11 protein-coding genes are annotated in these 15,934 nt (G+C 51.0%); 10 read left to right on the plus strand and 1 reads right to left on the minus strand.

Annotation, left to right across the window (positions count from 1 at the left end):
• Nucleotides 1-9: 9 nt before the first annotated feature.
• From BN1247_RS05470 to BN1247_RS05505, 7 genes are all read left to right on the plus strand, one after another.
• Nucleotides 10-900: an ABC transporter ATP-binding protein gene (locus tag BN1247_RS05470; RefSeq protein ID WP_054949487.1), complete on the plus strand. Its 891-nt coding sequence runs from the start codon at nt 10-12 to the stop codon at nt 898-900.
• Nucleotides 897-2,612, plus strand: a complete 1,716-nt coding sequence (locus tag BN1247_RS05475) for an ABC transporter permease (protein ID WP_231633155.1) — start codon at nt 897-899, stop codon at nt 2,610-2,612. The genes BN1247_RS05470 and BN1247_RS05475 overlap by 4 nt, the downstream gene beginning before the upstream one ends.
• A 1,169-nt stretch (nt 2,613-3,781) precedes the next feature.
• Nucleotides 3,782-4,369, plus strand: a complete 588-nt coding sequence (locus BN1247_RS05485; protein ID WP_054949489.1) for a GNAT family N-acetyltransferase — start codon at nt 3,782-3,784, stop codon at nt 4,367-4,369.
• 124 nt (nt 4,370-4,493) lie between these two features.
• Complete coding sequence (locus tag BN1247_RS05490; RefSeq protein ID WP_054951510.1) at nt 4,494-5,105, plus strand: class I SAM-dependent methyltransferase; 612 nt, start codon at nt 4,494-4,496, stop codon at nt 5,103-5,105.
• A 114-nt stretch (nt 5,106-5,219) separates the two neighbouring features.
• Nucleotides 5,220-5,915: a class I SAM-dependent methyltransferase gene (locus BN1247_RS05495; protein ID WP_054949490.1), complete on the plus strand. Its 696-nt coding sequence runs from the start codon at nt 5,220-5,222 to the stop codon at nt 5,913-5,915.
• A gap of 141 nt (nt 5,916-6,056) precedes the next feature.
• Nucleotides 6,057-6,815, plus strand: coding sequence for a YwaF family protein (locus BN1247_RS05500; RefSeq protein ID WP_054949491.1), 759 nt, complete (start codon nt 6,057-6,059; stop codon nt 6,813-6,815).
• A 367-nt stretch (nt 6,816-7,182) separates the two neighbouring features.
• Nucleotides 7,183-8,523, plus strand: coding sequence for a serpin family protein (locus BN1247_RS05505; RefSeq protein WP_054949492.1), 1,341 nt, complete (start codon nt 7,183-7,185; stop codon nt 8,521-8,523).
• Between the two features lie 109 nt (nt 8,524-8,632).
• Here BN1247_RS05505 and BN1247_RS05510 read toward each other — a convergent pair whose 3' ends face one another.
• A complete protein-coding gene (locus BN1247_RS05510; protein ID WP_054949493.1) occupies nt 8,633-9,424 on the minus strand; it encodes a class I SAM-dependent methyltransferase in 792 nt (263 codons plus the stop codon).
• A 261-nt stretch (nt 9,425-9,685) separates the two neighbouring features.
• On the opposite strand from BN1247_RS05510, the gene BN1247_RS05515 reads away from it, so the two are divergent.
• The 3 genes from BN1247_RS05515 (at nt 9,686) to BN1247_RS05525 (ending at nt 15,903) form a co-directional block, all read left to right on the plus strand.
• Nucleotides 9,686-11,035 carry an ISLre2 family transposase gene (locus tag BN1247_RS05515; RefSeq protein ID WP_187119684.1) on the plus strand — a complete coding sequence of 450 codons (1,350 nt, stop codon included), beginning with the start codon at nt 9,686-9,688 and terminating at the stop codon, nt 11,033-11,035.
• Nucleotides 11,036-11,313: 278 nt separating this feature from the next.
• Nucleotides 11,314-14,907, plus strand: coding sequence for a vitamin B12-dependent ribonucleotide reductase (locus BN1247_RS05520; protein ID WP_390622030.1), 3,594 nt, complete (start codon nt 11,314-11,316; stop codon nt 14,905-14,907).
• Nucleotides 14,908-15,174: 267 nt separating this feature from the next.
• The gene (locus BN1247_RS05525) at nt 15,175-15,903 is read left to right on the plus strand and encodes a metallophosphoesterase (protein ID WP_054949495.1); all 729 of its coding nucleotides are present in this window, start codon (nt 15,175-15,177) and stop codon (nt 15,901-15,903) included.
• The last annotated feature ends 31 nt before the right edge of the window (nt 15,904-15,934 follow it).

Consider the following 15,934-nt stretch of genomic DNA (forward strand, 5'->3'; position numbering starts at 1 on the left):
GGAACGGAGATGGCGGTTGTAGAAGCGACTGGTATTGTGAAGACGTTTGGCAAGGTAAGGGCGTTAAGCGGCGTGAACATGAAGGTTGAAGAAGGTGAAGTGTACGGGTTTATCGGCCCGAACGGCGCGGGGAAGTCGACGACGATTCGCATTTTGCTCGGCATGTTAAAGGCGGATCAAGGCTCGGCGACGATTTTTGGTCGCGACGTTTGGCGCGAGGCGGTGGCGATTCACGAAGGGCTCGCCTACGTGCCGGGAGATGTCAACTTATGGCCCAACTTAACTGGCGGTGAAGTGCTCGATTTATTCGCCGCGATGAAAAAGCGTTACAGTAAAGAGCGGGAGCGGTCCCTCATCGAACAATTCGCCTTAGACGTCTCGAAAAAGTGCGGCACCTATTCCAAAGGGAACCGCCAAAAAGTTGCCCTCGTTGCGGCCTTTGCTTCCGAGGCAGATCTGTATATTTTGGATGAACCGACGTCAGGTCTCGATCCGTTAATGGAGCACACGTTTCAACAATGTGTCTTAGAGGCGAAGGCGCAGGGCAAAAGCGTTCTCCTGTCGAGCCATATTTTGTCGGAAGTCGAAAAGTTGTGTGACCGCGTCGGTATTATCCGCAGTGGGGAAATCATTGAAACGGGGACGCTTCACGAATTGCGGCATTTAACGCGAACGAACCTGCGCCTTAAGACGATGAAGCCGATCGATCGCTTGGAACAGCTGCAAGGTGTGCACGAAGTGAGCAAAGACGGTGACGTCCTCACCCTCCAAGTCGATACAGAACACCTCGCCGACGTCGTAGCGCACGTCAGTTCCTACGGCGTCACCTCCCTCGAAAGTGCACCGCCGACGTTAGAAGACTTGTTTATGCGTCATTACGAAGGAAGTGAGCGGCGATGAACGCACGTACACGGATGAGGTCACCGGACGCCCACGCGGGGACGAAAGCGCAATACGCACACACGGGGACGATGTCGCGGTTCATCGTTAGGCGCGACCGCCTGCGCCTCGTCATTTGGATCGTCGCCCTCGCCGCGTTTACGTGGTCGGTCGCCCTCTCTTTTACAGAAATATATGCGACGGAGGCGGAGCGCCAGGCGATCGCGGAGACGATGAAAAATCCGGCGATGACCGCGATGGTCGGCAAAGGGTACGGCCTCGCCAATTACACAATCGGGGCGATGATGGCGCATCAAATGCTGCTGTTTACCGCACTTGCCGTCGCGGTGATGAATATTTTGCTCGTCGCCCGCCATACGCGCGCGGATGAAGAAGACGGCACGATGGAAATGCTACTCGCCTTGCCGCTAGGGCGACAAGCGAGTTTGGCGGCGACGCTGCTCGTCTATGTCGGTGTGAACACACTTGTAGCCCTCGTCATCGGCGGCGGGTTGTATGCGCTTGGCATCGAAAGCCTCGATTTGTCAGGGTCACTTTTATACGGGGCGGCAGTCGGTGCCGTAGGGTTATTCTTCGCTGCACTCACGGCATTTTTTGCACAGTTGTCGGATAATTTGCGCGGTACGATTGGCTTGTCGCTCGTCGTGCTAGGCGCCGCTTACGTCCTTCGCGCGGTAGGGGATTTAGGCGGGGGAGAATTAAGCGCGGGTGGCTTAAGTGAAGGTAGTTTAAGTGTAGGGAGTCGTTTTGGCAATGAAGCGTTAACGGCAATGTCGCCACTCGGCTTAGCGACCTTGACAAAAGTGTACGTACACAACGAATGGTGGGCGCTTGCGCTATTGGTTGGCAGTGCCGTCGTTCTTGCCGCCCTGGCGTTTTTCTTCCATCGAAAGCGGGACATGGGTGCCGGTTTGTTGCCACACAAAAAAGGTCGCAGCAATGCGTCCGTCTTTTTACGAGGTCCGCTCGGACTTTTCGCACGCTTGCAGCGGACGGCGATCGCGTCGTGGGCGATCGGGTTATGTTTATTAGGAGCCGCATACGGTTCCGTGCTCGGAGATATGGAATCTTTTTTTGCAAAAAATGAGTTACTCGCGCAAATGGTACGATCGACAAACGGCGCAGACGACGTGTCCTTGACGATGACGTTCGTGACGATGATTTTATCTGTGTTGGCGATGCTCTGTACTGTGCCCGTCATCACAACTGTGTATAAATTGAAAAGTGAAGAGAAAAAAGGTCGCTTGGAACATATGTTTAGTCGTCCGCTGTCGCGCACGCGCATCTTCGGGAGTGTCATCTTGCTCGCGTGTTTCGTCGCTCTCATCACAATGACGCTGGCAGCGATCGGCCTCGGCGCTGTCGGCACTGCGGTGATGGCAGAAGAGATGTCGCTCGGGACATTTTTGCATGCGGGCATCGTTTACCTCCCGGCAATGCTCGTCATGATGGGCGTCGCTGTGTTATTCGTCGGGGCACTCCCGAAAGGGACGAATGTGCTGTGGATTTACTTGCTGTATTCGTTCATCGTCGTCTATATGGGAGGGATGTTGCAACTGCCCGATTGGATGGCGAAACTGTCACCGTTCGGCCACGTGGCACAAGTGCCGGTGGAAGAAATGGACTGGGTAGCGACGAGTGTGTTGCTTCTCGTTGCTGCCGGGTGTACGGCGATTGGGATGTTCGGGTATCAGAGGCGGGATGTGGGTTAGCGGAAAACGATCTCGGCCCAATCTCCTTAAAATAAGAAAAAGACGCCCATGCGTTCATTGCCCGCTTTACCCCTGCGTTTACCGTGCTGGAGCACATCCAATCTGTACCGAAGCGCGCCTTGCGCACGTATGTGATTGCATAAAGGAAATTGAACTCGAACACGCCGCTGTAGAGGACGTCGCTGCGATCGTGGAATGGACGCGGAAAAAACGCAAATGCCAAGCATAAGGGGGAGTTACCCCCTTGTGCTTTTTTGTTTGTAATTGGCGTGTGATGTTCGGGAAGCAAAAAAAGTAACAGTGAACCCAATTTTTTAAAAACTGACTTTATCGCGTTTCCGAAGTATGGTAGTATAAATGAATACAAAGGAGAACGAGGGAGAACTAAGGAGATCCGTTTATGAGACGGCTGAGAATTCCTTCGTTAAGTCGGGTAAGGGAAGAGAAAGTGAAGAGTGAGCGAGCGGGCGAGAAATTCTGGAATGAGTAGGGGAAGAGCGGGTGTGTAGGGCATGAGCCTGCAAGAAGTAGTAAGGAGGGGATTTTTTGGAGACTTTCCAAATTACAAGTGTAGTTGTTTACTTTATTTCAATGCTGTTGGGGTCAATAGTATTAGTCAATAGACGACCAATTGAACGCGTTTTTTTGAGCGATATTCAGAATGCAATGTACTATCCGGCAATGTACCTCATTCTTACGATCATTATTGTCCCAATCGTTTTTTTTGTATCTTTCTTGATGTGGTTGATAGAAGGAGAGCCGACAATTCCTCTACAATTGTTATTACTACCACTAGCAATTGGAGCAATATGTTCATATATAATTTGCATGATGATCGCAATCTTTAGGGAATTATTTAGGCCTAGCTATCATTATTATATACATCACGAGAAACACGGGAAGCTGTACTTGATTAAATCGCATGATAAAGAAAAAATGTTATTATCTAACCGGAGTAGCATCACTAATAACAAGGGTGACTTCGAACTACTCGAAACGAGACAAAATTTACTTTCTAGGAAAATATACCGTGAAACAGAAAGAAAAAATTGTAAATTGCGAGATTGGATAGGAATAATTATAATGTGGAAGAAATAGCGTCAAGTATTGATCTGGTCCCTTTCAAACCTAGGGAGTTTTCTGTATTTATTGCCAGGTAGGTGAGGCTTATGAGGATAGTTATTTATAACGATATTACCGTCAGGAAGCTGGCGGAAGACGACGCACATTTGCTAGTGAAGTGGCTGAGTGATCCGCGCGTGTTACAATATTACGAAGGTCGCGATCGCCCACATGACCTCGACATGGTGCGACGGCATTTTTATGATCGAACACGAGAAGTTACATCGTGTGTTGTTGAATGCGATAGTCTTGCAATCGGATACATCCAGTATTATTTAATAACTGAGAAAGAAAGACAGTTGTACGGGTTTAATGACTTTGTCGGGGCAATATACGGTATGGACCAGTTCATCGGCGAGGTTACCTACTGGAATAAAGGAATCGGTACCGTGCTCGTACAATCGATGGTCGACTTCTTACTAACGAAGCAAAAAGCAGATAAAATCGTGATGGATCCGCAAACGTGGGATACGAGGGCGTTGCATGTGTACGAGAAGTGTGGGTTTGTAAGGAAGAAGTTGTTACCGGAACACGAGTGGCACGAAGGGCAGTACCGGGACTGCTGGGTAGTCGTTTATGAGGCGGATGAGAATTCCTTCGTTAAGTCGGGTAAGAGAAGAGAAAGTAAAGAGTGAGCGAACGGGCGAGAAATTGTGGAAAAAGTAGGGGAAGAGCGGGTGTGTAGGGCATAAGCCTGCAAGAAGTAGTAAGTAGGAAATAGAAAAGCAATGCGAGGTGGAAACAAAGTAGGTGGAAACGATGGACGGCGATATTAAAAACAGCTTACAAAAAAGCTACGACGCCCATGCACAGTTACGAAATCAACAGCAACTGGAGACATGGAAAACGCAGGAGCTAGACACATTTTTATCGCTTTTTAAAGGGAAAGACAGCGTCAACGTGCTAGACGTCGGTGCCGGTCCTGGAAAGCAGGCGCGCTATTTGCAACAACGTGGGCTTCAGGTGAGTTGTATCGACATGAGTCCGGAAATGGTTCGCCTTTGTGAGGACAAGGGACTCGCGGCGTATGTGATGGATGTTAACCATTTGACATTTCCGGCGCACACGTTCGACGCCGTATGGTCAATGAATGCTCTTTTACACGTTCCGAAGCAAACGTTTGACCGTGCGCTAACGAGAATAAAAAAGGTGCTCAAACCGGGGGGCTTGTTCTATCTCGGCATGTACGGCGGTTTTGACAGTGAGGGGGTGTGGGAAGAGGACTTTTACGAGCCAAAGCGATTTTTTTCCTTTTACGAACACGAGGAGATTCAAAAAGTCGTCAGTCGCTATTTTGAGTTGGTCGATTTTCGCGTGGTGGACATCGAAGGATCGACATTGGATTACCAAGCGCTGCTGTTAAAAAAGTAAGAATGAGTAAAAACGGGACTGCTCTATGGTGCTTGCAGCCTACTTGGGCGGGGGTCATCAATAGGCATTTCATCGGTTGTCACTAACTTATATTGAGCTGTGGAGGGATGAGATGTGTTCAACGCAAGCGAAGATTTATACGACCTCATTTACAGTTTTAAAGATTATGAGCGTGAAGCACAGGAGATACGAAATTTTATTTCGCGACATAAGCCGGATGCCGAGTCCGTGCTAGACGTCGCCTGTGGAACGGGCAAGCATCTCGAATTTTTGACAAAGCACTATGCGGTTGACGGGATTGACCTCAATGAAAGGTTTGTGCAGATCGCCGCAGAACGAAATCCGTCGTCGAACTTTTGGGTCGCGGATATGACCGCTTTCGATCTACAGAAAACATATGATGTCGTGATGTGTTTGTTTAGTTCCATCGGTTACGTAAGAACGCACGAGGCAGTCAAACAAACGGTCAAACAATTCAAAAGTCACTTAAACGACGGTGGCATTGTCATCGTCGAACCGTGGTTCACCCCCGATCAGTGGCAGGCCGGATACGTTTCTGTACTAAATGCGGAACGCGACGATGTAAAAGTTTGCCGGATGTCGCATGCGGAACGGGAAGGAAACCTTTCGGTATTGAATTTCGAATACTTGGTAGGCACGGAGTCGGGCATTCAGCATTTTCAAGAACGGCATGAACTCGGGCTCTTTTCCCATGAGGAACTGCTACAAATATTTCAAGCGAGCGGGTTGAATGTGGTTTTTGATTCTAAGGGGATTAGTGGCAGGGGTGTATATATATGCTTCATCTGACGTTCCCTAAAATGTAGATTGAAACATGGAGTTGTGGAGGTAATCAGTCGATCGACGAACGCATTATTCCTTTTTTGGATAGAAAAACGATGCCATGTTGTTGTACATTTGTTAGTTACTTTCGATGGATGAGGGATCAGCATGGAAGATATGTTTGATATACAAGTTAATCATCCATTTAACGCCTACGGTCCGTCCCATTTGGTCGCACTCTCGATTTTTGTCGCGGCGGTCGTCCTCTTGTTCGCATGCCGCAGGTGGTTTCAGCAAGGAGAGCGGCACACCTATGGGCGGTTGGTGCTCGCTGTCGTGCTCATTGTTAGCGAACTGTCGCTGAACGTCTGGTTCGCGTGGACCGGTAGTTTCAAAATTCGCGACGTGCTTCCGTTGGAATTGTGCACCGTGTCGCTATATGTATGTGTCGTTATGCTTCTCTTTAGAAGCAGGGCAGTGTTCCAGATCGTATACTTTACCGGGATTGGCGGGGCGCTACAGGCGTTGCTTACACCAGCACTCGACTATGCGTTTCCCCATTTTCGCTTTTGGCAATTTTTTATCGCACACGGCGCGATCATTTTAGCGGTTATGTATATGGTATGGGTGGAGAAGCACCGCCCAACGTTAAAATCAGTTGCGGTGACGATGGGTTTTTTGAACGTGCTCGCTGCCTTTGTTTGGGTCGTCGACGTGTTAACGGATCGGAATTACATGTTTTTGCTGCGCAAACCGGATACGGCTTCGCTGTTGGACGTGTTGGGGCCGTACCCGTGGTATATTCTCGCCTTGGAAGGCATCGCCTTGCTTACCTTTTTGCTGCTGTATGTGCCGTTTGCCTTGGCCGCGCGATGGGGTCGAAAAGTGCCGCGTGAGGTACCGTCGGCAACGTATCGCCCGGATTAGGAGGCATCTTCATACGAAAATATTGAGGCAGAATAGTATTGAGGCAGGATCGCGGCGGAATCGTGGCATCGTAAGAACGGGTCATCCCGTTGCTCCAAATTGGAGCGAACAACGAATTATGTAACGTTGTAGATGATGTCGCGTATGACGGTGTCACTCTTTTACATCTTGTGCGATGTTACACGGTGCAACTCTTATACTCCTCATCCGTCTAAATTGTAACGATGTGAGCGTGCTGGTCACGACATACTTCGTGACGATCGACTCTTAGGACGGTACAGTGTCGCTAGCGGCGTAACACAATTTCTGTTTGGACGGCATGCGATCGTGACGGCATACAATCGTCAGGATAAAAGGGGGCACTCGGATGATGAAGAACGCTCTACTTATTGTCGGCGGTTTGGCACTGCTATTCGTTTCGGCCTGCGGAACGGTCGATCACCGTTCCGGGACAGGCAGTGGTGCGCCGGCTGACGGCCAGTCTAGCGGAAACGGGCCTGAAAGTGAACAACCCAGTGGGCAGAAAAACGAAAAGGCCATCGTCAGCGCAAAAAATATCGACAAACGCCTGCTGGAGGCCAACAATGCGTTTGCTTTTCGGTTGTATGAAAACGTGTGGCGGGAGGATGCCGGGAAGAATGTGTTTCTCTCACCGGTGAGTGTGTCGCTCGCGCTTGCCATGACGTATAACGGGGCAGACGCGGAGACAAAACGGGCAATGGCCGAGACACTCGGCGTGAAAGATGTAACTGTCGCGAAAGTTAATCGGGGGTATAACGGCTTGCTCAACGTCCTCGCACACGCGGATCCTAGCGTCCAGTTAAGCATTGCCAATTCACTATGGGGGCGGGAAGGGACGCCGTTTAAAAAAGATTTTCTCAAACGTGCCGAACAGTTTTACGAAGCAAAAGTGACAGCGTTAGATTTTGACCAGCCACAAGCGGCAGAGACGATTAACGAATGGGTGAGCGAGCGCACAAAGGGCAAAATAAAAGAGATGATCGACAGTGACATCGATCCGGAAACGATTCTCTTTTTAATTAACGCTATATATTTTAAAGGGTCGTGGACTGAAGCCTTTGACGAGAAAGAAACGAGCGACGATCTGTTTTACCTGTCGGGCGGAGGACGGAAAACGGTGCCGATGATGGGGCAGTCGGGAATGTTTCCTTATTACAAGGGCGCTGATTTTGCGGCGGTGCAATTGCCTTACGGCAACAAACGATTTAGTATGACCGTCGTACTTCCCGACGAGTCTTCGAGTTTGGACAAGTTGCACAAAAAGTTAAATGGGAAAAATTGGCGCCAGTGGCAAACGCATTTGAAGTTAACGCAGGGACAGGTGCAACTGCCGCGTTTCCAAGTGACGTATGAGAAGCAGTTAAATGACGTGCTTAAAGCGCTCGGGATGGAAGTGGCGTTTGACAAAAATCGCGCGAATTTTTCCCGCATTGCAGACATACCACCTAACATTTTCGTCAAAGAAGTGAAACATAAAGCGGTTATTGAAGTAAATGAAAAAGGTACTGAAGCAGTAGCTGCCACTTCGGTAGAAATGCAAACCGAATCAGCGCCAGTCGATGCGTTTACGATGAAAGTCGACCGCCCGTTTTTGTTTACCATTCAGGAAAATGAAACGGGAACGGTGCTGTTTATCGGGGCGGTCGGCGATCCGCAGCAATCTTATCAGGCTGCGGTTCAGCGTTAGGCTGAGCCTTGCACGTTACAGTGTGGGTTCCACTTTGCCTGTTTCGCTTCGCCTGCTTCACTTCGCCCGTTTCACTACTGCCTATTTCACTGCGCCTCCCTTTGAAAAGCTATTGGCGTACGTTCTCTTTGAGCCCGTGGAGCAAAACAGCTTTCAGGCAAAAGGTGTGCGGATTGCCGTCCCCATCGAAGGAGAGACAGAATGTTTCGCGGCACTGCGGTGGCATGTCGCTTTTGAACAATGTAACAACTTGCTGGCGGCGCTCGGACGGTGTGCGCGCCCGTGCGAGCCAGTCGGAAACGTTCAGCGGCAAATCCCACTTGGCAACTTCTCGGTACGCAAAACTGCCCGTGGCAAACAGTGCCCGCCATTCGGAAAGGGTGTACTCGCGGATGTGAGACGGATCGCGCAGCTTATCTAACGTGTTAATAAAGCGGTCGAGGAGCGGCGCTTCCGGCGCATAGTGGTCGACGAGCAAAAAGTGGCCACCGGGCTTTAGTACGCGAGAAATTTCGCGTACCGCTTTTTCGACTTGCGGAAAGTGGTGTGCAGCCATGCGACATGTGACGATGTCGAAGGTTGCATCGGGAAAAGGCAGTTGTTCGGCGTCACCTTGTCGGAAGGTGACGTTCGCCGTACCGTCTGTTTTGGCGTACGCTGTCGCGACGCGCACCATCTCCTCGGTAATGTCGAGACCGATCCCTTCGGCGACAAAAGGGGCAAAGGCGAGTGCCGTATGTCCTGCCCCGGTGCCGATGTCGAGCAGTTTTTCATTGCCTGTTAAGGGAACGGCTTTTACCATCATTTGTAGGTCGTCTCCGGAAGCAAAAAATTTCTCGTCGCGATAGTCGGTTGCGTTTTTGGCAAATTGGCGTTGTACGGCTTGTTTTTCTTCAGACATTTAGGTAGCTCCTCTTCATTTTGTTCAAGACACGCGAATTGAAAGGTGAAAAAAGTTAAAGTTAAAAAACTTTAATGGATCACGGACCGATTACACGTATGAGTATGTGTAACATTTCTCTCGAAGGGTTTTAGCAGGAATTTGGAGGGAGAATATAGAAAAGGAAGACCTAAATAGTACTCCTAACCACCACGAAAGGAGAGGTCTTCCTTGAAAACCATTATACCAGAAATCGCTACTATCTTGGAACAGTCTACAGATATGTTGTCGTTTTGGGAAAGCTTACGTATTCGCCTGATGGAAGTGATGGCTGATCTGTTCGGAGAATTTTTGGAGCAGCTCGATCAGATGATGACGACGCATTACAAGGAAAAATACGGTTGGAAAAGTGAGCGATTGGACAGCCGGGAGTTCACCAGTTTTTTTGGGACAGTGTCCTATAAACGCCACTTGATGTACGACCGAAACGGAAACGCACATTACCCTGTCGATGAGGCAATCGGTTTAAAACGCCGTAAAAGATACAGCCCAGACCTTATGATGCTCGGAGCAGAGTTAGCTGCAGCGCCGGGAATGACCTACCGCCTCGCCTCAGAGGTCACGCAAAAACTTGCCGGTATAACGATCAGCCATACGACGTTTCAGCGCTTAGTAAAAGAAGCAGGTGAAGCTCAAGCTGTCATGGATGCTGAAAAAAGGGATCGAATTTTTGAGGATACGGTAATTCCTAACTCTCCGTCCGTTAAGCACTTATATTGCGAAGCAGATGGCTTATACGTCAAAGGGAGAGGCAAAGGAATAGAGATCAAAAATATGCTTGCCTATACCGGGTGGGAGCAAAACGGACAGCGTGTCTCGTTAACAGATCGTCACGTCTTTTCTACCGTTGAATCGGTGGATGACTTTTGGGAAATAGGTTATGCAGCGATTCGACATCGTTGGGATCTCTCACATACACATGTGGCGACTAATGCGGATGCGGCTTCATGGATCTCTGAGGAACGCGTTCAAAATACCTTTTCTGAAGCGACATCGGTTGTCCGCCAATTGGATCCTTTTCACGTAAAGAGGAGTATTCGTCGCGGGTTGAGCCGCCAGCCAAGGCTCATTCCTCAAATTGAAAAGGCAATATCCGAAAAAAATAAGGATAGGTTTAAAGCGGTGATTGATACGGCACAGGGAAATGCAGAGACGGAGCGAGAGGAAAAGCGTATCGAGAACATGCAGAAGTATCTTGAAGGGCACTGGGAGATCCTCTGCGACTGGCGTGAGGTTAGTCCAGACGTGCCAAAAAATGCTCGTAGGATGGGATGCATGGAATCGAACCAGAGACGTCTGGCATACCGCATGAAACGTCGTGGCATGTACTGGAGTGAAGAAGGGGCTCAAGCCATCGCCAAAGTACAACAAGGCGTTACCAATGGGACGTTGAGACAGGCATTATTAACTGTCTGGCCCAACCGCCAAGTGACACAAAAACTAAAACGCCATGCGAGGCGAATAGGTAAGTCGGATCACATTGGGGTTCAAGTTGGCAGGATCCAAGTAGGTGCCGCATCAGCTTCAAGTGCTATTGGGTATTTGGATAAGGTGGTTAATCGCCGTCCTTGAAGAGTTAACTCCTCAAGGGCGGACAACAAGTGAACGTTAGGGAATGACATATTTAGGTCTTTAAATCCTTGATCCTGTAAGGTCGTCGAGTAAAGCTTGACACATACGACTTCACAAAACAGCTCATACTATATATAGTATTGTATATTACATAACCAACCATATATGGCGCTGATTATACCTACTTATGATATAATAGTTGTCCTACTACAACGTTGTCCTACTACAACGTGACTAACGAATCTGTTCATACATGTATGGTGCGAGGGGGATTTATGTTGCGGATTAGGCGTTATTACACGCAAAAAGGGATGGATCCGTATGCGACGGTGACGTACGAGGCGCGCGATTCGCGCATCGTCAATCCAGATGGCTCGGTCGTCTTTGAAATGAAAGGGGCCGAAATTCCGGAGCAGTGGTCACAAGTTGCCGCGGACATTATGATTTCAAAATACTTTCGTAAAGCGGGTGTGCCACAGTTTGACGAAGACGGTGCACCGCTTTTGGACGAGAATGGGGAACCGGTCACCGGTCCGGAAAAAAGTGTCAAACAAGTCGTACACCGCTTAGTCGGTTGCTGGCGCGAGTGGGGCGAGCGGCACGGTTACTTTGATGGTGAAGAAGACGCCGCAGCGTTTTACGACGAACTCGTCTATATGTTGTTGCACCAAATGGCGGCGCCTAACTCGCCACAGTGGTTTAATACTGGGCTCGCTTACGCTTACGGTATTACCGGCAAAGCGCAAGGTCACTATTACGTGGACCCGGAGACGGAAAAAATCGAGCGCGGCGAAGATGCGTATACACGACCGCAACCGCACGCCTGCTTCATTCAGTCGATTAACGATGACCTCGTAAACGAGGGCGGCATTATGGATTTGTGGGTAAGAGAAGCACGGCTGTTTAAGTACGGCAGCGGCACGGGGACGAACTTTTCTAACATTCGCGGCAAAGGGGAGCCACTCTCTGGCGGGGGCAGCTCGTCTGGGTTGCTGTCGTTTTTGAAAATTGGCGACCGTGCGGCCGGGGCGATCAAGTCGGGGGGGACGACGCGCCGCGCGGCAAAAATGGTTTGCCTCGACTTAGATCATCCGGATGTTGAAGAATTCGTCAACTGGAAGTCTAACGAAGAGAAAAAAGTACGTGCCCTCGTTGCGGCTGGATATGACCCGTCGTTTAACGGCGAAGCGTATGAAACGGTATCGGGACAAAACTCGAATAACTCGGTACGGGTGCCGAATGCCTTTTTCAATGCCGTTGAACAAGACGGGGAGTGGGCACTAAAGCGGCGCACCGACGGCAAGACGAGTAAAGTGCTCGCCGCACGGGATTTGTGGGAGCAAATTGCCCAAGCGGCGTGGGAGTGCGCCGACCCTGGCATACAGTGTGACGATACGATTAACGAGTGGCACACGTGTCCCGCGGGTAGCGACGGCGCGTACGGGGCGAAACATAACCGCATTAATGCGTCGAACCCGTGTTCGGAGTACATGTTTCTCGACAATACGGCGTGTAACTTAGCCTCGTTGAATTTAGTCAAGTTTTTTGACGCTACGACTCGTACCTTCGACATCGACGGGTTAGCGCATAGCGCGCGCTTGTGGACGATCGTGCTAGAAATATCCGTATTAATGGCGCAGTTCCCCTCGCAGGAGATCGCGCGCTTGTCGTACGAGTTCCGCACGCTCGGGCTCGGCTACGCGAACATCGGGACGGTACTGATGCTGTCCGGCATTCCGTACGATTCGCCTGAGGCAGTGGCGATTACCGGCGCCGTGACGGCGATCATCACCGGTAACGCCTATGCTGCGTCGGCGGAAATGGCGCGTGAGTTAGGCGCGTTTAAAGGATATGCACACAATAAGGAACACATGCTACGCGTCATTCGCAACCACCGTCGCGCCAGCTACAACGTGCCGGACGACGACTACGAAGGGCTGACGATTAAGCCGCTCGGTATCGATGACGCGTATTGTCCGCAAGATTTACTCACCGCCGCGCGCGAGAGTTGGGACCGCGCGCTCGATCTTGGCGAACAGTACGGTTATCGGAATGCGCAAGTGACGGTACTCGCTCCGACAGGGACGATCGGCTTGCTCATGGATTGTGACACGACGGGGGTGGAGCCCGATTTCGCGCTCGTCAAGTTTAAAAAGCTCGCCGGCGGTGGCTACTTTAAAATCGCCAACCAGTCGATACGTCCCGCACTGCAAAACTTAGGCTACAGCGACGCACAAATTACCGACATTTTGACGTACGTAACGGGAACATTGCACTTAGACGGCGCGCCGCACATTAACCGCGAATCGCTTAGCGCCCGCGGCTTTACGGAAGAAGACTTAGCGGCGATCGAACAAACGTTGCCGTCTGTGTTTGAATTGCCGTTCGCATTTAACGTTTGGACACTCGGGGAGTCGTGTTTAGACCGGCTCGGCTTTACCGCAGCGCAGTACGAGGCGCCCGACTTTGACTTGTTACGAGAACTCGGCTTTACGCGGGCGCAAATCGAGGAGGCTAACGATCACATTTGCGGCATGTTGACGACGGAAGGGGCACCGCATTTGCGGGAAGAACATTACCCGGTGTTTGACACGGCAAACAAGTGTGGCAAGCACGGCACGCGCTACATTCATTACATGGGGCACGTACGCATGATGGCAGCAGCCCAGCCGTTTTTAAGCGGCGCGATTTCCAAGACAATTAACATGCCGCACGAGGCGACCGTCGCCGACATTCAACACGCTTATTGGGAAAGTTGGAAGCACGGCTTGAAGGCAATGGCGCTCTACCGCGACGGGTCGAAAAGCTCTCAACCGCTCAATACGACAGGAGACAGCGATGGAGGGGAAACGGACGCGACAGATCCAGAGGGAGCAGAAGACAACTCGGAGGCAGAAGGTGCTGACATCGCTGCACGTACCACAGGCGAAGGTGATGCTGCCGTCGCGGCGGCGAGTGACGGCGACGGTACGGGTGCCCCTGTCGGCGCTCGAAGTGCCGCGGTGAACATGACGCCGGACCAAGTCGCAAAGCTGTTATCGGGTGAAATATTTGCCGATCATGAGCAAAAACAGCCCATCGAATCGATCGCTGCAGGGAAACCGGGCAGTAGCCGGCGCCGTTTACCGCGGAAGCGGGAGGGCTTCACGCAAGAAGCGCGCGTGGCGGGACACAAAATTTTCGTGCGCACCGGGGAATACGACGACGGGTCGCTCGGCGAGCTGTTCATCGACATGCACAAAGCGGGCACGACGATGCGCGGTATGTTAGACTCGTTCGCTATTGCCGTATCATATGGCTTGCAACACGGTGTGCCGTTGGAGAAGTTTGTGGACGCCTTTACGTTTACCCGGTTTGAACCGGCTGGCGTCGTCGACCACCCAAACATTAAAATGGCGATGTCGGTCATCGACTACGTGTTCCGCTTGGTCGGCATGGAGTATTTGGGACGTACCGATTTTGCCCAAGTGCCACCGGCCAAAGATGAACTGCGCGTATACCAAAACCGAGCAAAGCGCAAGCAGACGGCGGCTGCGGAACTTACACCAACTGCAGGGACAGGGAGTGCCGCACCAAGCGAAGACATGGCGGTGTATCGCGGAGAAGTGACACTAACCGATCAGCAGCGTCAGTTACAAGATCAGCTGGCTGAACGGCAACCTTCGCGAAAAAATGATGGTCGCGTCGGCGACGCGAGTGGGCAGCTACCCAGCGACCAACAGCCAGCCCCGAGTGCGCTGCCGCTTAAAGGGCCGCTTGGGATGCAAGCGAGTAACGGCGCCCCGCTCTGTCCCGATTGCGGTGGCCTGACCAAGCAAAACGGCACGTGCTACGTCTGTCTTGACTGCGGCTCGACCACCGGTTGTTCTTAAATCTTCAATCGTGTCTGTGGCAATGTACGTAAGCGTTGGTCGCGCCGTTGGCCGTTTAATATCGTTTTGTATATCGTAAATTGTTTGTGGCGCTCCTTTACTTAGGGGCGTCACTTTTCTGTTAGGAAAGTGACGCGTTTATATGTTTGCCTACGGGAATATTGTTTTCATATCGTTTTTAGAGGTAAGTTCTGTGAAAAATGTTGCAAACAGACAGCATATAGGACACAATAATATAAGTGAAGGTAAGACAGGAGACAATCGTGTATGCGTATTTTTGCCATTTCCGACCTACATTTGTCGTTCAATAAAGACGTGTCTCTGTACGGAATTGACGCCGCGGAAGACCAGACGAAGCCGATGGACGTTTTCGGGTGGGAGCGCCACTTTGACCGCATTCGCGATGCGTGGCTCGCCCAAGTGACGGCGGACGATGTCGTCCTCATTCCAGGAGATATTAGTTGGGCGATGAACTTAAAGCAGGCACGGCACGATTTTCAGTGGATTGCAGAGCTCCCCGGACAGAAGGTGTTGTCTCCGGGAAACCACTGTTACTACGTGTCGAGTAAAAAGAAAGTGCGCGCCGCGCTGCCAGAAGGGATGTTCTGGCTAGACGGCGACAGTATGGTTGTCGGGGAGTACGCCGTCGTGGCGACGCGCGGCTGGAGTTTACCGCAAGATAGAAGTTGGGACGAAGCAAGTGATCGGCGTATATACGAGCGTCAAGTCGAGCGCCTCAAACTGGCGCTAGAAGATGCTGTCCAAAAAAGTCCCGAGCGCCCACTCATCGCGATGTTACACTTCCCCCCCATCACGACATACGCTAAAACGAGTGGTTTTTTCGAACTGCTCAAAACTTACGGGGTTGAATTGTGCGTCTACGGCCATCTACACGGCAATGCCCACCAAGTAGCAGTGAACGAAGTTGTGAGCGGCGTCGAACTACGGCTCGTCGCTTGCGACTACCTCGACTTTTCGCCACTTCGTCTGCGTTAGGGGAAACGGGGCGTGGAGGACGATTCTCATT

The organism is Numidum massiliense (assembly GCF_001375555.1).
In the GTDB taxonomy this organism is placed as follows: Bacteria; Bacillota; Bacilli; order Thermoactinomycetales; family Novibacillaceae; genus Numidum; species Numidum massiliense.